General features: G+C 73.0%; 19 protein-coding genes. 8 read left to right on the forward strand and 11 right to left on the reverse strand.

Annotation, left to right across the window (positions count from 1 at the left end; genetic code table 11):
• Positions 1–48: 48 nt before the first annotated feature.
• Both ACZ5NW_RS06080 and gap read left to right on the forward strand, forming a co-directional pair.
• The gene (locus tag ACZ5NW_RS06080; RefSeq protein WP_468742504.1) at positions 49–1,005 is read left to right on the forward strand and encodes a GlxA family transcriptional regulator; all 957 of its coding nucleotides are present in this window, start codon (positions 49–51) and stop codon (positions 1,003–1,005) included.
• A gap of 133 nt (positions 1,006–1,138) precedes the next feature.
• Complete coding sequence (gene gap, locus ACZ5NW_RS06085) at positions 1,139–2,137, forward strand: type I glyceraldehyde-3-phosphate dehydrogenase (protein ID WP_468742505.1); 999 nt, start codon at positions 1,139–1,141, stop codon at positions 2,135–2,137.
• A 12-nt stretch (positions 2,138–2,149) separates the two neighbouring features.
• On the opposite strand, the gene ACZ5NW_RS06090 is transcribed toward gap, so the two are convergent.
• On the reverse strand, positions 2,150–2,803 hold the full coding sequence (locus tag ACZ5NW_RS06090; protein WP_468742506.1) for a maleylpyruvate isomerase N-terminal domain-containing protein: 654 nt from the start codon (positions 2,801–2,803) through the stop codon (positions 2,150–2,152).
• A gap of 108 nt (positions 2,804–2,911) precedes the next feature.
• A complete protein-coding gene (locus ACZ5NW_RS06095; protein WP_468742507.1) occupies positions 2,912–4,420 on the reverse strand; it encodes an MFS transporter in 1,509 nt (502 codons plus the stop codon).
• 199 nt (positions 4,421–4,619) lie between these two features.
• On the opposite strand from ACZ5NW_RS06095, the gene ACZ5NW_RS06100 reads away from it, so the two are divergent.
• A complete protein-coding gene (locus ACZ5NW_RS06100; RefSeq protein ID WP_468742508.1) occupies positions 4,620–5,306 on the forward strand; it encodes a TetR/AcrR family transcriptional regulator in 687 nt (228 codons plus the stop codon).
• 205 nt (positions 5,307–5,511) lie between these two features.
• Complete coding sequence (locus ACZ5NW_RS06105; RefSeq protein WP_468742509.1) at positions 5,512–7,776, forward strand: ATP-binding protein; 2,265 nt, start codon at positions 5,512–5,514, stop codon at positions 7,774–7,776.
• Here the strand turns inward: ACZ5NW_RS06105 and ACZ5NW_RS06110 are convergent.
• Complete coding sequence (locus ACZ5NW_RS06110) at positions 7,754–8,185, reverse strand: ATP-binding protein (protein WP_468742510.1); 432 nt, start codon at positions 8,183–8,185, stop codon at positions 7,754–7,756. The genes ACZ5NW_RS06105 and ACZ5NW_RS06110 overlap by 23 nt on opposite strands.
• Positions 8,182–9,114, reverse strand: a complete 933-nt coding sequence (locus ACZ5NW_RS06115; RefSeq protein WP_468742511.1) for an MEDS domain-containing protein — start codon at positions 9,112–9,114, stop codon at positions 8,182–8,184. The genes ACZ5NW_RS06110 and ACZ5NW_RS06115 overlap by 4 nt, the downstream gene beginning before the upstream one ends.
• A gap of 341 nt (positions 9,115–9,455) precedes the next feature.
• Between ACZ5NW_RS06115 and ACZ5NW_RS06120 the strand changes: the two genes are divergently transcribed.
• Positions 9,456–10,313 (forward strand): class I SAM-dependent methyltransferase, encoded by an 858-nt coding sequence (locus tag ACZ5NW_RS06120; protein ID WP_468742512.1) that lies wholly within the window; start codon positions 9,456–9,458, stop codon positions 10,311–10,313.
• Between the two features lie 205 nt (positions 10,314–10,518).
• Positions 10,519–11,376, forward strand: coding sequence for an SDR family oxidoreductase (locus ACZ5NW_RS06125; protein ID WP_468742513.1), 858 nt, complete (start codon positions 10,519–10,521; stop codon positions 11,374–11,376).
• A gap of 16 nt (positions 11,377–11,392) precedes the next feature.
• Here ACZ5NW_RS06125 and ACZ5NW_RS06130 read toward each other — a convergent pair whose 3' ends face one another.
• Complete coding sequence (locus ACZ5NW_RS06130) at positions 11,393–12,514, reverse strand: PP2C family protein-serine/threonine phosphatase (RefSeq protein WP_468742514.1); 1,122 nt, start codon at positions 12,512–12,514, stop codon at positions 11,393–11,395.
• Positions 12,515–12,660: 146 nt separating this feature from the next.
• Here ACZ5NW_RS06130 and ACZ5NW_RS06135 point away from each other — a divergent pair, with 146 nt between their 5' ends.
• Positions 12,661–13,134 (forward strand): hypothetical protein, encoded by a 474-nt coding sequence (locus ACZ5NW_RS06135; protein WP_468742515.1) that lies wholly within the window; start codon positions 12,661–12,663, stop codon positions 13,132–13,134.
• Between the two features lie 15 nt (positions 13,135–13,149).
• Here ACZ5NW_RS06135 and ACZ5NW_RS06140 read toward each other — a convergent pair whose 3' ends face one another.
• On the reverse strand, positions 13,150–14,187 hold the full coding sequence (locus ACZ5NW_RS06140; protein WP_468742516.1) for an aldo/keto reductase: 1,038 nt from the start codon (positions 14,185–14,187) through the stop codon (positions 13,150–13,152).
• A gap of 118 nt (positions 14,188–14,305) precedes the next feature.
• On the opposite strand from ACZ5NW_RS06140, the gene ACZ5NW_RS06145 reads away from it, so the two are divergent.
• Positions 14,306–14,875, forward strand: a complete 570-nt coding sequence (locus ACZ5NW_RS06145) for a TetR/AcrR family transcriptional regulator (RefSeq protein ID WP_468742517.1) — start codon at positions 14,306–14,308, stop codon at positions 14,873–14,875.
• A gap of 18 nt (positions 14,876–14,893) precedes the next feature.
• Here ACZ5NW_RS06145 and ACZ5NW_RS06150 read toward each other — a convergent pair whose 3' ends face one another.
• The 5 genes from ACZ5NW_RS06150 to ACZ5NW_RS06170 form a co-directional block, all read right to left on the reverse strand.
• Positions 14,894–16,090, reverse strand: coding sequence for a nitric oxide synthase oxygenase (locus ACZ5NW_RS06150; RefSeq protein WP_468742518.1), 1,197 nt, complete (start codon positions 16,088–16,090; stop codon positions 14,894–14,896).
• Between the two features lie 186 nt (positions 16,091–16,276).
• Positions 16,277–16,951, reverse strand: coding sequence for a sterol desaturase family protein (locus ACZ5NW_RS06155; RefSeq protein WP_468742519.1), 675 nt, complete (start codon positions 16,949–16,951; stop codon positions 16,277–16,279).
• A complete protein-coding gene (locus ACZ5NW_RS06160; protein WP_468742520.1) occupies positions 16,948–17,790 on the reverse strand; it encodes an SDR family oxidoreductase in 843 nt (280 codons plus the stop codon). The genes ACZ5NW_RS06155 and ACZ5NW_RS06160 overlap by 4 nt, the downstream gene beginning before the upstream one ends.
• Positions 17,791–17,837: 47 nt before the next feature.
• Positions 17,838–18,389 (reverse strand): flavin reductase family protein, encoded by a 552-nt coding sequence (locus ACZ5NW_RS06165; protein WP_468742521.1) that lies wholly within the window; start codon positions 18,387–18,389, stop codon positions 17,838–17,840.
• On the reverse strand, positions 18,386–18,871 hold the full coding sequence (locus ACZ5NW_RS06170; protein ID WP_468742522.1) for a type II toxin-antitoxin system RatA family toxin: 486 nt from the start codon (positions 18,869–18,871) through the stop codon (positions 18,386–18,388). Before ACZ5NW_RS06170 ends, ACZ5NW_RS06165 begins: the two co-directional genes overlap by 4 nt.
• Position 18,872 lies beyond the last annotated feature (1 nt).

Raw genomic sequence — 18,872 nt, forward strand, 5'->3', positions numbered from 1 at the left:
GCCGGCTCCGGGGAAAGGGCACCGCCGCCCGTTCCGTACGCTGTCCCCGTGCCGACCTCCCGCCTGCGACGCGTCGCCGTCCTCGTCCTCGAAGGGGCCAAACCCCTCGACGTCGGAATCCCCGCGCAGGTGTTCACGACCCGCGCGAGCATGCCGTACGAGGTGCGGGTGTGCGGCCCGGCGCCGGGCCTGGTGACCGGCGGTGACGGGCTGTCGTACCACGTCGCCCACGGTCTGGAGGCGCTCGCCTGGGCCGACATCGTCTTCATCCCCGGCTACCGCTTCCCGGACCGCGAGGACCCGCCGCGCGCGGTCGTCGACGCGCTGCTCACCGCGCACACCCGGGGCGCCCGGCTGGCCGCCATCTCCACCGGCGCCTTCGCGCTCGCCGCCACCGGACTGCTCGACGGCCGGCGCGCCACCACGCACTGGCACTACTCCCGCGCGCTGGCGGCCCGGCACCCCCTCGTCCAGGTCGACGAGAACGTCCTGTTCGTCGACGAGGGCAGCGTGCTGACGTCGGCCGGCGCCGCCTCGGGCATCGACCTGTGCCTGCACATCCTGCGCGCCGACCTCGGCGTGGCCGCCTCCAACCACGCGGCCCGGCGCCTGGTCGCCGCCCCCTACCGCAGCGGCGGCCAGGCGCAGTACGTGCCGCGCAGCGTGCCGGAGCCGATGGGCGAGCGGTTCGCCGCCACCCGCGAGTGGGCGCTGCACCGGCTCGACGAGCCCCTCACCCTCGATGTGCTCGCCCGGCACGCCGCCGTCTCACCGCGCACCTTCTCGCGTCGCTTCGTCGAGGACACCGGCTACACGCCCATGCAGTGGGTCATGCGGGCCCGTATCGACCTCGCCCGGGAGCTGCTGGAGCGCTCCGCGCGCAGCGTCGAGCAGATCGCGGGCGACGTCGGCCTCGGCACCGGCGCGAACCTGCGGATGCACTTCCAGCAGATCCTCGGCACCACGCCGAGCGAGTACCGGCGCACCTTCACCCGCGGCGAGTAGGCGCGTCCCGGGGGCCCGGCCCTGGCGAGATCCTTGCGAACCATGGCGCTCGCGCCCAGGTCACCGGCGGACGCCGCACGAGAGGCTGGTTCCGACACCGAAGGCGCACTCGCACCGCTAAGGGACATCTCTCATGACTCGCATCGCCATCAACGGATTCGGCCGCATCGGACGCAACGTGCTGCGCGCTCTTCTCGAACGCGACACCGACCTGGAGATCGTCGCCGTCAACGACCTCACCGAGCCCGCCACGCTTGCCCGGCTGCTCGCCTTCGACTCCACGGCCGGCCGGCTCGGCCGCCCGGTCTCCGTCGACGGCGACGTCCTCGTCGTCGACGGCCGGCGCATCCAGGTGCTCGCCGAGCGGGAGCCCGCGCAGCTGCCGTGGGCGGCGCTCGGCGTCGACATCGTGCTGGAGGCCACCGGCCGCTTCACCTCGGCCAAGGCGGCCCGCGCCCACCTCGACGCGGGGGCGCGCAAGGTGCTCGTCAGCGCCCCGTCCGACGGCGCTGACGTCACGCTCGCCTACGGCGTCAACACCGACGCCTACGACGCCGAGCTGCACACGATCGTCTCGAACGCCTCGTGCACGACCAACGCGCTCGCGCCGCTGGCCGCGGTCCTCGACGACCTCGCGGGCATCGAGCACGGCTTCATGACGACGGTGCACGCCTACACGCAGGAGCAGAACCTCCAGGACGGCCCGCACCGCGACCCGCGCCGCGCCCGGGCCGCCGGCGTCAACATCGTGCCCACCACGACCGGCGCCGCCAAGGCGATCGGCCTCGTGCTGCCGAACCTCGACGGCAAGCTGTCCGGCGACTCGATCCGCGTCCCCGTGCCGGTGGGCTCGATCGTCGAGCTGAACACGACCGTCGCCCGCGACGTGACCCGCGACGACGTGCTCGCCGCCTACCGCGCGGCCGCCGAGGGTCCGCTGGCCGGCATCCTCGAGTACTCGGAGGACCCGCTGGTGTCCGCCGACATCACCGGCAACCCCGCCTCGTCGATCTTCGACTCGGCGCTCACCCGGGTCGACGGCCGCCACGTCAAGGTGGTCGCCTGGTACGACAACGAGTGGGGCTTCTCCAACCGGGTGATCGACACCCTCACCCTGCTCGCCGCCGGCTGACCGGACGGCACATCAGCCGAGGGCGAGCGGGAACCTCTGTGCCCGCTCGCCCAGTTCGGCCTTCTCGGCATCGGTCGGCGCACGCCGCCCGGTGCCGATCAGCAGCGTGTCCGCGTCGGAGAACGACGCGGGCAGCGCCGTACCGGCGATCCTCTCCAGCAGATCGCGCGCGTGGGCCAGCCCCTCGGCGGGCGGCCCCGCGACGTGGGGGAGATGGGCGATCAGATCGAGGTGGTGCAGCGTCCATTCCAGGACGTACGCGGAGAGGTAGTCGCCCGCCGTGAGCACCATGTCGCGGGTGCTCACGCGGAGCGCGGGATCGGCGAGCCCGGCGGCCCGGCCGGCGGCGGAACCCACGTCGTCCAGATGGAACCGGAGCAGCCACGGCTCCTCGTACGCGGCGGCGAGCCGGACGATCAGCGCGTCCAGCGGATCGTCGCCGGTCGGGGGTTCGACGATCTCCCAGTACGTCACCGCGTCCCGGGTCGGTTCCGCGTCGGCCGGGGTGACGAGGGTGATCAGGACGTCCTGCGCGTCGATGACCAGGTGGCACACCAGGTCCCGTACGAGCCAGCCGGCGCAGCCCGACGGCCGAGCGAAGTCCTCGTCGGAGAGCGCGGCGACCGCAGCGCGCAGCGCCGCCCATGAGCGCGAGAAGAGGTCCACGCCCGCAAGCTAACAGCGCCCGGTCCCCGGGGCGAGCGATATGCCCGCCCCTGGCGCGTGGCCGGCCGGGAGCGGGTCATCGGGGTCACGTCGAACCCTGATGTGACGTCACATGTGCACCACCGGTGCGGCGTCGGCGTCCTGCTCGGGCACCCCGCGCCGGTAGAGGAGGAAGCTGGCGGCCAGGCCGGCGACGAAGAAGACGGCGGACCACCAGTAGGCGGTGGAGTAGGCCTCCAGGCCGGCCCGGGCGAGGACGGCGGGGTCCCTGGGGTTCCGGCCGGCCAGGTAGTCGGCGGCGGCGCTGGTGGAGAGGGTGTTGAGCAGGGCCGTGCCGAGGGAGCCGCCGATCTGCTGCATCGCGTTGACGGTGGCGGAGGCGGCACCCGAGTCCTCGGGCCGCACGCCCGCCGTGGCCAGGCTCATGGCCGTAGCCATCACCAGGCCGAGGCCGAGCCCCGCGACGACCAGCGGCGGCAGGATGTCCCTGGTGTACGAGCTGTTCAGGTCGAGGCCGGTCAGCCAGACCATGGCGGCCGCGGCGGTCCCCATGCCCAGCGGTACCACCGGCTTGGGACCGACCCGGGGCAGGAGCGCGGTCGAGGCGAGCGTGGAGGCCAGCATGAGCCCGCCGACCATCGGCAGGAAGGCCAACCCGGTCTTGACGGGCGTGTAGCCCAGGCTCTGCTGAAGGTAGTAGGTGAGGAAGAGGAAGACACCGAACATGCCGGCGCCCAGGAGCAGTACGGAGAGGAAGGACGCGCCGCGGTTGCGGTCGAGCAGGACGCGCAGGGGCAGCAGCGGGTGCGTGGCGCGGGTCTGCCGGACGGCGAACGCGGCGAGCAGGACGACGGCGGCGACCAGGAAGCCCCAGGTGGCCGGTGAACCCCAGTCGTGACTCTCGGCGTTGGAGAAGCCGTAGACGAGGCAGAACAGTCCGGCGGAGACCAGGGCGGCGCCGGGTATGTCGAGGGCGGCGGACCTGTCGCGGGCGGTGCGGCGCAGCAGCAAGGCGCCTCCGGCGAAGGCGACGGCGGCGAAGAACAGGTTGACGTAGAGGGTCCAGCGCCAGTCGAGGTGCTCCGTCAGCACCCCGCCGAGGAGCAGGCCGATGGCACCGCCGGCGCCGGCGATGGCGCCGTACACGCCGAAGGCCTTGGCGCGTTCCCGGGCGTCGGTGAACGTCGTGGTGAGCAGCGACAGGGCGGCCGGCGCGAGCAGGGCGCCGAACAGGCCCTGGACGGCGCGGGCGGTGACGAGCACCTCGAAGCTCCCGGCGGCGCCGCCGAGCGCGGAGGCTCCGGCGAAGCCGACCAGGCCGACCAGGAACGTGATCTTGCGGCCGAACAGGTCGGCCAGACGGCCTCCGAGCAGCAGCAGGCTGCCGAAGGCGAGGGCGTAGGCGGTCACGATCCACTGCCGGTCCCCGTCGGAGAAGCCCAGGTCGCGCTGGGCCGAGGGGAGGGCGATGTTCACGATCGTGCCGTCGAGCACCACCATCAGCTGGGCGATGCCGATGACGGCGAGGATCCACCAGCGGTGGCGCGGCGGCGCGTCGCCGGACGGGAGGTGGGAGACGGCGGCCGTGTCCGGCGCGCCGGTGGGGGCGTGTGGCATGACGGATGCTCCAGAGATGGTCGTGACCCGCTCGGTTCGGCCCGAAGGGGGAAACAGCCGGTCAGGCCGTTCTCCGAAGCACACCGAGGTTCATCTGACACCTGTCAGATTAGCCATAACCTGACAGGTGTCAAGTAAGCTGGTTCCTGGACCCTGGGATGATCGCGGGACGGACCGGCCAGCAGTCAGGGAGGCACACGTGGGAGCACGAGCCGAATCCGCCCGCCGCCCGGGGCGCCCCGGCGCGGACACGCCCGCCGTCCCCGAGGAGGAGAGCATCCTGTGGCGCGGTCTGGAGGCCTTCGCGGAACTCGGGTACGACCGCGCCTCGGCGCGTGAACTCGCCCGCCGGCTGGGCGTCAGCCACAACTTCATCAACGACCGGTACGGGTCCAAGGCGGCCTTCTGGCGCGCGGCTGTGGACTACGCCCTCAGTGCGCAGATGGCACGGCTGCCGCAGGTGGACCCCTCGCTCGACGACGCCGAGCAACTGCGCCTGTTCCTCGCCGGCTTCTACCGGACTGCGGCCGACACTCCGCTCGTCGGGCAGGTCTTCGTCGGCGAGTTCTGCCGGGACACCGAGCGGCTGGACTACCTCTACGAGCACTACCTCACCCCGACGCTGCGGCTCATGACGCCCAGCGTCGAGCGGCTCGTCGCCGCCGGACGCATGGCGCCCGTCCCGCTGGACGTACTGTTCTTCGCCGTGATCCCGCCCGTCTCGGGCATGCTCGACCTGCCGCTGGCGCGCCGCCTGGGCCGGGCCGAGCACGCCTCGCCGCACCAGCTCGCGGCCACCGCCGAGGCCCTGGCCACCCTCGTGGTCAACGGACTGCTCGCGACGGGCTCCGGGGAGCCGCGCCGGAGCCCGTCCGACGCGTCGTAGGTTCGTCACCCGAACGGGTGTACTTCGACGAGCGCGCCACGGGGTGAGCCCGAAGGACTAGCCTTTTGAGCCTGGCTCGGGTCGCCGTGGCGCGCGGTGACTCGTGCCATCTCGTTTCTGCACAACTCACCGGGGGCGTGGCCGAATCGTGGGCGGAGCCGGGGCACGGACTCCTGTCGGTCTGCCGGCCGAGGCCACCAGTTTCGTGGGCCGGCGGCAGGAGCTGGCCGAGGCGAAGCGGCTGCTGTCCGGCTCCCGCCTGGTGACGCTCACGGGCCCGGGCGGGGTCGGCAAGACCCGCCTCGCCGGCCAGCTGGCCCGCCAGGTGACCCGGGCCTTCCCCGACGGCGTGTGGCTGGCCCCGCTGGCCGCGGTGCGGGACGCCCGCCTCGTCGCCCAGGCCGTCGCCGACGCGCTCGGCATCCGCGACGAGACGGGCGGTTCCCCCCAGGAGGCGCTGATCGCGCATCTGCGCAGCAGACGGCTCCTGCTGCTCCTCGACAACTGCGAGCATCTGCCGGACCTGTGCGCCACCCTCGTCGGCAGCCTGCTCGCCGCGGCCGAGGGTGTACGGGTGCTCGCCACCAGCCGCCACCGGCTCGGCCTCACCGAGGAACAGGTGCTGCCCGTGCCCCCGCTCCGGGTGCCCTCGCCCCGCGCGCGGCTGTCCGGGACGACCCTGGCCCAGTTCCCGGCGCTCCAGCTGTTCGCCGACCGGGCCGCCTCCGTGGCCCCCGGCTTCGAGATCACCGACGACAACAGGGCGGCCGTCGCCCGGCTGTGCCGCCGGCTGGACGGCCTGCCGCTCGCGATCGAACTGGCGGCCGCCCGGATGCGGGTGCTCGACGCCCGGCAGCTCGACGAGCGGCTGGACGACAGCTACCGGCTGCTCACCACCGGCAGCCCCGCCGCACCCCCGCGCCACCGCACCCTGCGCGCCGCCGTGGACTGGAGCCACGCGCTGTGCACCTCGCGGGAGCGGCTGGCCTGGGCCCGTCTGTCGGTGTTCCCCGGCAGCTTCGACCTGCGCGCCGCCGAGGCGGTCTGCGCGGACCCGGCCGAGGACCGGGAGTGGGTCCTGGACGCCGTGGGCGGGCTCGTGGACAAGTCCGTCCTGGTCCGCGACGACCGGGACGGCGTCGCCCGGTACCGGATGCTGGAGACACTGCGCCAGTACGGCGAGCAGCGCCTGGCGACCCTGGGGGAGACCACCGCGGCCCGGCGTCGGCTCTGCGACCACTTCCAGGACCTCGCCGAGGCGTACGAGGAGCGGTGGTTCGGCCCGGACCAGCCCGCCATCGTCGCCCGGCTGCGCGCCGAGCACGACAACCTGCGCGCGGCCCTCGACTTCTGCCTGACCGTGCCGGGCGAGGCGCGCCGCGGCCTGCGTCTCGTGGGCGACCTGTGGTTCTACTGGGTCGCCCGCGGCGCCTGGGCGGAGATGCGGCACTGGTGGCAGCGCCTGGTCGAACGGGAGGGCGCCCGCCCCTCGGAGGCGCTGGCCAGGGCGAACTGGGTGGCCGCCGCGATCCCCGTGATCCGCAGCCGCGGCAACGCCGTCCTCCTCGACGGCGTCCCCGCCGCCGCGACGTTGCGGCCGGACGAGATCCCGCCGCTCAGACCGCTGGCCGAGGTCCTCGCCACCCGGCGCGAGCCGGGGGAGCGGCTGCTGACCTTCCACCTCCTGAACCGGGTGGAGGTCGCCTGCACGCTCGTCCTCCACGGCCGTCCCGAGAGCGCCGTGCCGCTGTGCGTCGAGGCCCTCGACGTGTGCGAGGCGCACGGCGAGTCCTGGATCCGCTCCTACGCCCTGCGCACCCTCGCGACCGCCCGGTGGGCGCTGGGCGACCAGGACGGTGCCCTGGAGAGCGCGCGGCAGTGCCTGCGCCTGGAGTACGTGGCCCGCGAACCGCACGCGATCGGCCGCACCCTGGAGGTGCTCGCCGCGATCATGGCGGCCCGGGGCGAGCCGGAGCAGGCCGCCGTGCTGCGGGGCGCCGCCGACCGGATCTGGTACGACATCGGCCACGACCCGCTCAGCGGTCGGCGCCGGACCGGACGCGTCCCGGTCAGCGAGCGGCAGGCGCGCCGGGCCCTGGGCGACCGCGGCTACGAGGAGGCCCACGGGCTCGGGTACGCGCTCACCGCCCGGGAAGCCGTCGACCATGCCCTGCGCGAACGGCCCGGCCTGCCCGCCCGTGACGGCCTCGCCGCCGGCCCCGGGGAGGGATCCGCTCCCGCGCCCGCCGGCCCGGACCGGGCCGCCGTGCCGCCGCCGGTGGGGCTGACCGCGCGGGAACTCCAGGTCGCCGAACTGATCGCCCAGGGGATGACCAACCGGCAGATCGCCGAGGCCCTGGTGATCTCGCGGCGCACGGCCGAGGGGCATGTGGAGCGCATCCTGGCCAAGCTGGGCTGCTCCCGGCGCAGCCAGGTGGCCGCCTGGGTCAGTGGACGGCCCGGAGCGTAGCGCTCGTCCGCGGCACGTCGAGCATCACGGTGGTGCCCCGGTTGCCGGGGCCCGGGAGCACGTCGAGATGGTCGGCGAGGGTCCGGGCGAGCAGCAGTCCGTGCCCGCCCGCCGCCGCCTCCCGGTCGCGCGCGGGACCGCGCAGCGCGGCGAAGAAGCCGGGACCGGAGTCGCTCACCACGCATCGGACCGTGCCGTCCTCGTCGAGCACGGCCAGCGTGCCACGGCCCCCACCGTGCAGGACGGCGTTGGTCACGATCTCCAGCACGGCCTGGACGAACCGGTCGCGCGCCGCCGTGGGCAGCCCGGCCCGCTCCAGCGTCTCGGTGAGGGTGAGCCGCAGCAGCGGCAGATCGGCGCGGGTGAACTCGCGGTGCAGCAGATGGTTCCCCGGCGGGCTCCCGCTCATCGCCCGCGCCCCGTCGCGCGCGTCGCCGCCATGTCGTACCCCTCGCCCTCGGTGCGCAGCTCCAACTGCCCTACGTCGTCGGAGCCGAGCCCCCGCAGCACGGTCTCCAGGATCGGACCGCACCGCACGACGAGCCTGCCCGTCTCCGGCAGCGTCCCGGCGAAGCGGATCAACTCCCAGGCGCAGTGGGCCTCCATGTAGCCCAGGTCGGTCAGATCGAGTTCGAAGCGGTACGCGGACCGGCCGGACCGGCCGCGCAGCATGTCGCGCAGCGCGGCGGAGAAGTCCTCGCGGGTGCCGAGCTCCGCCGACCCCGTGATGCGCGCGCCGCCCGGGACGGGGGTGACGTCGAGCGCGTCGAGCCGCTCCAGCACCTGGAGCGGATGGATCCTGCGCAGCGCGGTCACCAGATGGTCGGTGAACAGGTCCCGGTTGTACCAGCAGATCGCCGTGAGCAGCCGGTCGGCGAAGAGCGGCTCCACGAACGTCTCGTAGTCGAGCAGCTGTTCCTCGTGCACGTCCGCCCGTGCCGCCCAGGCCATGTCGGCCCCGACCCGCAGCCCCCGGTAGCCCTCGCCGCGGGCCCGTCTGACCTCCGTGTCGTACGCGTTGAACTGCCGTTCCCCCGAGAAGCGGCCGTCGGGGACGTAGACGGCCGCGTTGCGGCGCAGCTCCAGTTGACCGCTCGCCCGCGCGGCCCGCGCATGGCCCTCGCCGCCGTCGAGGCGCGCGGTGGCCGTCTCGTCGTCGAGGTCGTCGGTGTCGAGCACCAGCAGCACCTTCTCGCCGCGGGCCAGCCCGGAGCGGGTGTACGCGGTGAGCACCTGCCAACGGGCCTCCACGTCGGTGAAGTTCATGCACGAGTGGTCGCCCGGCCGCAGCCGCTCCACGGGAACGCTCGGAGCGGTGGGACGGGAGCGCTCGGTCACGGAGTGGCCTCCCCTGCGTCGTAGGGCGGGCCGCTGGCGACCGGCCCGTCACGGACCGTAGTGAAGGGGTGTCGGAGGGGGCAAGGAGTGGCCGAAGATGCCCGGTCTTCGCCTCAAGTGTCGCCGCCGGGAGTGATTTTGATCGTGGCGGTGCGACTTCTGGGAACTTCGAACGGGGTGACAGTCCTTTTCTTGGGATCCGCTGAGTGTCCCCGCGTGCCGCGTTTCGCCCGGGGGCCTCGAGGTCATGATCGAAAGGGCGATAACCGAGAACTGTCGCGATTGTCCTTCCTCGGCGTGTGACGCGCCGGGGAGAGCCGTGCAACGAGAGGGGACACACCATGCCTGACGAGCGAGCTGCAGCGGTGGACGACACCGCCCTGCGGGTCGCCCTGTGGCGGGCCATGCACGTCCGGGTCGATCCACCGCCGCATGTGCTGGAGGACGAGGTCGGCTTGCAACTGGCGGCGCTCGACGACGGCTGGAGCCGCCGACCGGACATGGACGAGCGGACGACGAGCCACTGGCGGGCATCCATGGTGGGCCGCGCCCGCTTCATCGAGGATCTCGTCGAGGAGCAGGCCCGGGTCGGGGTCGCCCAGTACGTGGCGCTGGGGGCCGGGCTGGACACCTTCGCCCAGCGCCGCCCCGAGATCGCCTCCGGCCTGCGGGTGTTCGAGGTCGACCAGCCCGGTCCGCAGACCTGGAAGCGGCGGCGACTGATCGAGCTCGGCTTCGGCGTCCCCGACTGGCTCCGGCTCGTACCGGTCGACTTCGAGGCGGGCAGGTCCTGGTGGGAGCGGCTGGTGGGGGCCGGCTTCGATCCGGACCGGCCGGCCGTGGTGTCCTCCACCGGCGTCACCATGTACCTCACCAAGGAGACCGTCGCGGCCACGCTCCGCCAGGTCGCGCGGCTCGCGCCCGGCTCCACGCTGGCCATGACGTTCATGGTGCCGCTGGACTGGGTCGCACCGGAGGAGCGCCCGGTGTTCGAGGCGACGGAGACCGCCGCCCGGGCGGCCGGCACGCCCTTCATCAGCTACTTCTCCCCGCCCGAGATGCTGGAGCTGGCCCAGGAGGCCGGCTTCCGCACGACCCGGCACGTCTCGGCCGCGAGCCTCGCCCAGCGCTACTTCGCCGACCGCTCGGACGGCCTGCGCCCGTCCAGCGCGGAGGAACTGCTGGTGGCCACGACCTAGAACACCGCGGTCCGGACTCCTGGCGCCCGCCCGGGGAAACCTGTCCGATTCCGGCCATCGGCGGTCGGGAGCGTATCGGGCCCCCGGGCGGTTCACCTCGTACGGTGGGGACCGGCCGCCGGTGGAGCACGTCCCGTGGCAGGGACTCGCCTCGCCCGGCCTGAGCCGGGCCGGCCGGCCCCGACCACAGAAAGCGACGCCCACGATGTCCGAGGTATCCGTCCCCCCGATCGCCGTCACCGGCTCGACCGGCCGTCTCGGCGGGCACATCGCCCGCCGCCTGGCGGACCGGGGCATCCCCCAGCGGCTGATCGCCCGCCGTCCCGAACGCGCCCCCGACCTGCCCGGGGCGACCGCCGTGCGGGGCGAGTACGGCGACGGCGCCGCCATGGAGCGGGCCCTCGCCGGCGCGCACACGGTCCTCATGGTGTCCGCCTCCGAGAGCGCCGACCGGCTCGCCCGGCACAGGGCGTGCGTGGACGCCGCCGCGGCCGCCGGGGTGCGCCACCTGGTGTACATCTCCTTCTTCGGCGCGGCCCCCGACGCCACGTTCACCCTGGCGCGCGACCACTTCCACACCGAGGAGCACATCCGCGCGAGCGGCCTGGCGTACACGTTCCTCCGGGACAACATGTACGCCGAGTTCGTGCCCCTGCTCGCCGGTGAGGACGGTGTCATCCGCGGCCCGGGCGGCCAGGGGCGCGCCGCGTTCGTCGGCCAGGAGGACATCGCCGACGCCGCCGTCGCGGTCCTGACCCGGCCCGGCGACCACGCCGGCGCCACCTACGACCTGACCGGACCGGAGTCCCTCACCCTGGACGAGGCCGCCGCGATCGTCTCCGAGCAGCTCGGACGTACCGTCACCTACCAGCAGCAGACGATCGACGAGGCGTACGCCTCCCGCGCCTCCTACGACGCCCCGCAGTGGCAGCTGGACGCCTGGGTGTCCACCTACACCGCCATCGCCGCGGGCGAACTCGACGGCGTCAGCGACGCCGTGCCCCGCCTCACCGGCCACCCCGCCACCCCCCTCGCCGACGTCGTGCGGACCACCCGAGGCTGACCCGGGCCGCTGGTGCTCACAGGCGCGGCGACCGGCGCACGGTCAGCACGGCGATGTCGTCCTGGTGGCGGCCCTCCCGCGCGAACGCCCGGACGTCCTGGTGCAGCGCCCGGGGCAGTTCGGTGGGGGAGAGGCCGAGGTGCTTCGTCAGCCGTTCGTCCAGCGGGTAGAACGTGCCGTCGGCGGCCCGGGTGTCGGTGAGGCCGTCGGTGGTGAGCAGCAGGGTCGAACCGGCGGGGAAGTCGCACCAGTTCACCGTCGTGGGCTCGGCGGCCAGCTCACCGAGCCCCAGCGGGACGCCCGACTCCAGGGGCGGTGTGCCGACGGTCTCGTCGTCCATCAACCGGGGCGGGACGTGCCCGCAGTTGACGATCTGCGCCTCCTCGCCCGCGTCGACCCCGACGATGAGCGCGGTGACGAACCGATCGTCCTCGCCGGACTGTTCGGCGTAGGCGTTGTGGCGTACGACGGCGGCGTCCAGGGCGTCGACGAGGGCGGTGAGGGTGGGCTCGCGGTGGGCGGCCTCCCGGAAGGCGCCGATGACGGCGAACGCGGCGCCCACCGCGGCCAGCCCCTTGCCCTGCACGTCGCCGATCAGCACGCGCGTCCCCCAGGGCGAGGCGACGACGTCGTAGATGTCGCCGCCCACGAGCCGGTCCTCGTGCACCGGTTCGTAGACGCCGTTGACCAGCACGTCGTCGGTGACGAGGGGGAGAGGGTGGAGGATGTGCCGCTGCATGGCCGCCGCGGTGGAGCGCAGCCGCAGCATCTCGCGCTCGCCCTTCACGCGCCGGTGGCAGGCGTAGACGGAGGCCGCGCCGAGGGCGAGGGTGAGCAGGACCAGCAGGGAACGGTCGAGCCAGTCCCCCCTGTCGCCGGCCCGCACCAGCACGGTGACGCCGACGAAAAGGGTGGTCCAGACGGCGACGAACGCCGTCTGCCGGACCGTGCACAACGCGGAGGCCGTCCCCGGCAGGAAGACCAGCAGCCCGAGGAGCCACACCTCGGACCCGGACAGCACACCCAGCACCTCCACGAGCACCGTCACCGACACGACGCCGACGACCAGCTCGACGTCGCCGGGCGGCTGGATCGCCCCGAGCGTGTCGGGGGGTGACTTCCGACGTCTACCGGCCATGCGCACTCCCGGGCAGGTGCTGATCTCCTTCTACGGTAGGCAGGTCGGGGCCACGCGCGAGAGGCGCCCCGCCGCACGGATGCGCGGGCCCCGCACGCCTCCTAGCCTGGAAGAGCCCCGGGTGCGCGGACGGGATGAGCCGAGGCATGGACATCGAGCTGACGTACGAGAAGTGGGGGAGCCGGCTGTGCGCGATCGGTGACGCGAGGATCACGTATCGCCGCTGGACCGGGCTGCCGCAGACGCTCGGTGCGTGGTCGCTCGACTACGACTCACTCGGCGGTACGCGGCTGCGCGCGGTCGGCGGTGCCCCGATCACCTATCGGCGATGGAGCGCCACACCGGTCTCGGTCGGGCCCTGGACCTGCGAACACAGCAGATTCGGTGCGCGCATGCTGCGGCTCGGCCCCTATGAGCTGACCTACGACCGGCACGGGAGCCGGGTGCGCGGGGTCGGACCGCTGGAGATCCTCTACGACCGGCACGGCAGCCGGCCCATCCGGGCACGGTTGCACGGCGAGGGCGACACCCTGACCGACGGGCTGCTGCTCGCCCTCTTCCTGGTGCTGTTCTGGCAGAAGCAGAGCCGGGATGCGGCCGCCGCCGCGTCCCGTCGCTGATCGGCCGGAGCGTCCTTACCGGCGGCGGGACACGGCGTCCAACGCCGTGGTGCCGGTGTGCCACATGTTGTCGGTGATGTTGATCGTGTGACCGGGCGGGACGATCTCGTCCACGCGGTCGAGCAGGTCGTCGGAGAGGTCGATGCCGTCGGCCGTGAGGTACGAGTCGAGGTGGTCCATCGTGCGCGGGCCGACGATCGCCGAGGTGACCGCCGGGTGGCGGGTGGCGAACGCGAGGGCCAGCTGGATCAGCGTCAGGCCGGCCTCGTCGGCGAGCGCCGCGAGGGCGTCGGCGGCGTCGAGCTTCGCCGCGTTCGCCGGGGAGGCGGCGTCGTAGTGGGCGGCGAAACGGCTCTGCCGGACCGCCGAACCGGGGCCGGTCGCCGCCTGTCCCTTGCGGTAGCGGCCCGTCAGCCAGCCGCCCGCCAGGGGGCTGTAGACGAGCACGCCCATGCCGTACCGGCGGCAGGTCGGCAGCACGTCGTACTCCACGGCGCGGGTCAGCAGGTTGTACGGCGGCTGCTCGGTGCGGAAGCGCTCACGGCCCCGGCGCTCGGCGGTCCACTGCCCCTCGACGATCTCCGAGGCGGGGACCGTCGACGCGCCGAACATACGGATCTTCCCGGCGCGCACCAGGTCGGACAGGACGCCCAGGGTCTCGTCGATGTCGACGGCCGGGTCGAGGCGGTGGATCTGGTAGAGGTCGATCCAGTCGGTCCCGAGCCGGCGCAGTGAGCCCTCGACCGCCTGGGTGATCCACCGCCGGGAGCCCCCGCGCTGGTTGGGGTCGGTGCCGAAGGGCAGGCCGCCCTTGGTGGCCAGCACCACGTGCTCGCGTCGCCCGCCGGCGAGGGCCTTGCCCACGATCTCCTCCGACTCCCCGCCGGAGTAGAAGTCGGCGGTGTCGACGACGTTGATCCCGGCGTCGAGGGCGGTCCGGACGATCTTGATCGAGTCGTCGTGATCGGTGTTGCCGAAGGCGCCGAACATCATCGCGCCGAGGGTCAGGTGGCTGACCGAGACGCCGGTGCGTCCCAGGGGGCGGTAGTCCATGGAGCTTCCTTCTCACAGGCCGCGCAGCGGTCGCGGGCATGGGTAGAATCGGGCTCCCCGAAGAAGTGGAGAGCCTGTCCACTTCACCGTAACGGATAGCCTGTCCACTTAGGAAGTCATGACCACGGACCAGCCGCCCGCACCCTCCCGGCGCGCCGACGCCGAGCGCAATCGCGACAAGATCCTCGCGGTCGCCCGCGCCGCCTTCGACGAACCCGGCACACCCGTCTCCATGGCCGAGATCGCGCGCCGCGCCGGGGTCGGCATGGCGACCCTCTACCGCAACTTCCCCGGCCGCCGCGAGCTCCTCGAAGCCCTCTACACCGACGAGGTGGACGCCGTCTGCGAGGCCGCGCGGACCGTCGGCGGCGAGACGCCGGGAGCGGTGCTCGCGGCCTGGCTGCACCGCTTCTTCGGCTTCTTCACCAGCAAGCACGACATCGCCGCCGAACTGCTGACGCACACCGACAGCGAGAGCCCCGTCTTCAGCGACAACCGCCGGCGGGTGCTGGCCGCCGGCCGCCCGCTCCTCGTCGCCGCGCAGCGGGCCCACGAGGTCCGCGACGACCTCACGCTGGAGCAGATCTGCGACATGGTCATCGCCATCGCCGCGATCCACGGCGACCCCGACTACGTCGAACCGATCCTCCGGACCGCCCTCGACGGCCTGCGCCCGCCCGCGCCCTGATGGCCGGCCCTCCCCGCGTCAGCCGTGGCCGAAGGGGCACTGGCCGCGGCCGAGGGCCTTGGCGTGGTCGTCGAGATAGAAGTTGGGGCGCTGGTCGGCCTCGTCGTAGTAGCGGTGGTACACCGGAGTGATGCCACCGGACACGGGCGGCACGATCCACGTCCAGTCGGCGGGGACGATACGGCCGTTGCGCTCCTCCTTGTCCAGATGGGTGAGGAAGTGCCGCGACTCGGTGTGGTGGTCGCTGATGCGCACGCCCGCGGCCGCGAAGGAGTGCAGCACGGCGATGTTGATCTCGACCAGGGCCCGGTCGCGCCACAGGGTCGCCTCGTTGCCGGTGTCGAGGCCGAGACGTTCGGCGATGAGCGGCAGCAGGTGGTAGCGGTCCTCGTCGACGAGGTTGCGCGCGCCGATTTCGGTGCCCATGTACCAGCCGTTGAACGGGGCGAGGGGGTAGTCGATGCCGCCGACGCGCAGCCGCATGTTGGAGATGGCCGGGACGGCGTGCCAGCGCAGGCCCAGGTCGGCGAACCAGGCGTGGTCGGGGTGGTGGAGCTCGACCTCCAGGACGTCCTCGGGCGGCAGGTCGAAGAGCTGGGGTTTGCTGTCGTGGGTCTCGATGACCAGCGGCAGCACGTCGAAGGCCGTACCGGGCGGGTTCCAGCCCATCCGCCGCACGACGTCGGTGAACTCGACGTAGGCGCCGTCGCCGATCACGGCCCCGTCGGCGCCGCGGTGACCGGCGTAGCGGATCAGCTGGTCGTTCCAGACGCGGGGCCCGGGGCGGCCCGGGGCGTTCGGGGCGAAGACGGAGAGGGTCGGGCGGATACGGCCGCCGTTGGTGGCCCGCCGCAGATGGTCGATCAGATGGCGGTGGATGGCTTCGGGGGTCGTGGCGTCGCGTTGGTCCAGGACCTGGAGGCTGTTCCAGTACAGCCGGCCGATGCAGCGGCTGCTGTTGCGCCACGCCACGCGGGCGCCGAAGGTGAGCTCGGCCGTCGTCTGCCGATAGGTGCCGGTGTCCTTCAGCTCGCGGCGGACCTCGTCCAGCCGGCCGCTCAACGACCGCGGCTGGTCGGGGTGTTCCGCGTGGTACTGGGCGAGGAAGTCCTCGGCCTCGTCGAGGACGGCGTCCAGGTCCGGGTCGTACGGCCCGGGCGGCACCGGGGCGGAGGCGGAAAGGGGAGCGGGCGCCGGAAGCGTGTGCGAGGTCATGGCGTGTCCTTCGGAGTGCGCGGGTGAGGCTCACGGCTGGGCGGCATGCGCCTCTTTCCAGGGCTGCCGTGGATTGCGTGGGCGCCCGCGGGCCCGGCCGGGACGGCCCCTTCGACGGGCATCGACGGGGGCAGGGGCCGGCCCGGGAGTTCGTCCGCGGGCGCCCACGCGCGAAGGGCGGGCCGGTCAGCCCGTGGCAGCACCACCGGGTTCCCGGGTCCGCTGCTGCCGGGCGATCGAGGTGCCGAACACCTCGTCCCAGTACGGGGCGCTGATGCCGAACCCCCTGGTGTCGTCCCGGTAGTGATGGCGCATGTGGTACTCGCGCAGCGTGCGCAGCAGCCGGTTCGTGGGCTTGCCGTGGTGCAGGTAGAGATGGAACAGGTCGTACGCGAGATAGCCGATCGTGTACCCGGCGCCGAAGGTGAGCGGCAGCCCGCCCAGACCGCTGGAGAGGTAGAACGTGAGCCCCACCATGGGGATGCTCAGCAGCGGGCTGAGGATGGAACGGCGGGCGTCCTGCGGATAGTCGTGATGGATGCCGTGCAGGATGTAGTGCAGCTTGGCGCCGAAGCCGCGCTCGGGCTCGTAGTGCAGCACGATCCGGTGACCCCAGTACTCCGACAGCGTCCACGCCAGATACCCGGCGCCCGCCCAGCCCGCCAGCGCGAGCCCGGAGGCGTCACCGACGGCCAGCACCGTGGCGGCCACGGCGACCGGAGTGAACAGCAGGGCGGTCACGGCCGGATGGATGTGGATCATGTTGTCCAGCCAGGCCCAGCCGACCACCGCGGGCGCGTTCCCGCGGCGGACGACGCCCTTGTAGCGCGAGGAACTACGGGCGGGAGTGGGGGCGTTCACAGTCCGGCCCCCTCCGCGTTCGCCGTCTTCACCCGCGTCTCGTAGGCGATACGGGCCTGGTAGTCGGTGGTGCGCAGCAGCTGGTCGGCCTTCAGCAGCCGGCCCATCGCGTCCCGCCAGGGCTGCGGCAGCAGGAACAGGGAGCGGGTGACCGGGTTGGTCCAGCCGGGCACGTAGCGGTTGTAGACGGGACGGCGGGCGGTGCGCAGCACGGCCTTCGCGATGTCCTGCGGCGTGAGCAGCGGCACGAAACGGCCCTTGCCGACACCGGAGGTCAGCTCGGTCTGCGCGGGGATGGGCAGCACGATGGACAGATCGACGCCGGAGCCCCGCAGTTCGGCGCGGACCCCCTCGGACAGGCCGACCACGGCGTGCTTGGCACCGGAGTAGGTGGCGCAGCCGGGCAGGCCGACCATGCCGACCGCCGACACCATGTTGATGATGTGGCCGCGGCCGCGCCGGCGCATCGGGCCGATCGCCGTCTTCATGCCGTTGAGGGTGCCGAGGAAGTTGACGCCCACCTGGTGGGCGGTGTCCTCGTCGGACTCGTCCTCGAAGCGGCTGACGATCATCTCGCCGGCGTTGTTGACGAAGATGTCGATCTCGCCGAGGTCCGCCTCGACGGCCGCCCAGAACTTCCGGACGCTCGCCGGATCGGTGACGTCCAGCTCGTAGGCGCGGGCGCCGATGTCGGCGGCGACCTTGGCGGCGAAGTCCAGGTTGCGGGCGCCGATGGCGACCTTGGCGCCCTGGCTGATGAACAGCTCTGCGGTGGCCCGGCCGATGCCGCGGCTGCCGCCGGTGATGGCGATGACCTTGTTGCTGATGTCCCTGGCCATTCAGGGTCCTCCCGAGTGATGCGGTGTGCCGGACGCGGCCGGATCGGTCAGGTGAGCGTGCGGAATGTGCGGTCGTGCCAGATCAGCGGTTCGCCGCCCTGATGGTGGAGGCGGTGGACGGCCGCGATCAGGACGGTGTGGTCCCCTCCGGGGTAGGCGCGTTCGACCTGGCAGGTCAGCCAGGCCAGCGCCTCGTCGAGGACGGGCAGTTCGTCGACGCGATGACAGGCGGAGCCGTCGGCGAACCGGGCCGCCTGGTCCAGGCCGGGGTCGGCGAACCGCTCGGCGACGCCGGCCTGGTCGTGGCGCAGGATGTTGACGGCGAAGGCCCCACGGGAGCGGATCGCGGCGAGCGTACGGCTGTGGTTGGCCGCGCACACCAGCAGCAGCGGCGGGTCCAGGGACAGCGAGCACACCGCGCTGGCGGTCATCCCCGCGGGAGCCGTCCCGTCGGGTGCGCTGGTGGTGATGACCGTGACGCCGCTCGGCACCTGGGCGAACAGGTCCTTGAACGCCCGGTCGTCGACCGCGTCGGGCGCGGCCTCACCGGCGGCGGGCGGCGCGGCGGAGCGCAGGGTGAGGAAGCCGCTGACGCTCATGCGTCCCCCGCGGCGGCCGCGGCCGGGACCGGCTCGGGTGTGGTGAGGACGATGTCCTCGCCCAGCAGGCCCCGCAGGATCAGCCCGATGGCCTCCACCAGCGCGTCGCAGGCGATCGGGTCGATGATCGCCGCGAGGCTCGGCATACCGAGGTCGAAGACGGCGGTGAAGCGCACCACGACCGCGTCCTCGCCGGGCTGGACCCGCCAGCTGCCCTCGAAGCGGTCGAAGTCGCCGTCGGTCTGCACGAAGTCGATGGTCAGCTGGTCGAGGTCGATGCGGTCGCGCTCGGACCAGCACAGCACGCCGTTTCGGAAGTTGACCGACCACTGCGAGTCCACGACGTCGGTGTCGGTGGCGGTGACGGTCACCTCCCGGACCGCGTCGGTGTACTTGGGGTAGGCGGCGAAGTCCCGCAGCCGGTCGAAGACCTCACTCGGGGCCGTGTCGGGCACGTGGGCGTCGAGGATCACCTCGGGCATG

Source organism: Streptomyces sp. NPDC032126 (assembly GCF_055580085.1).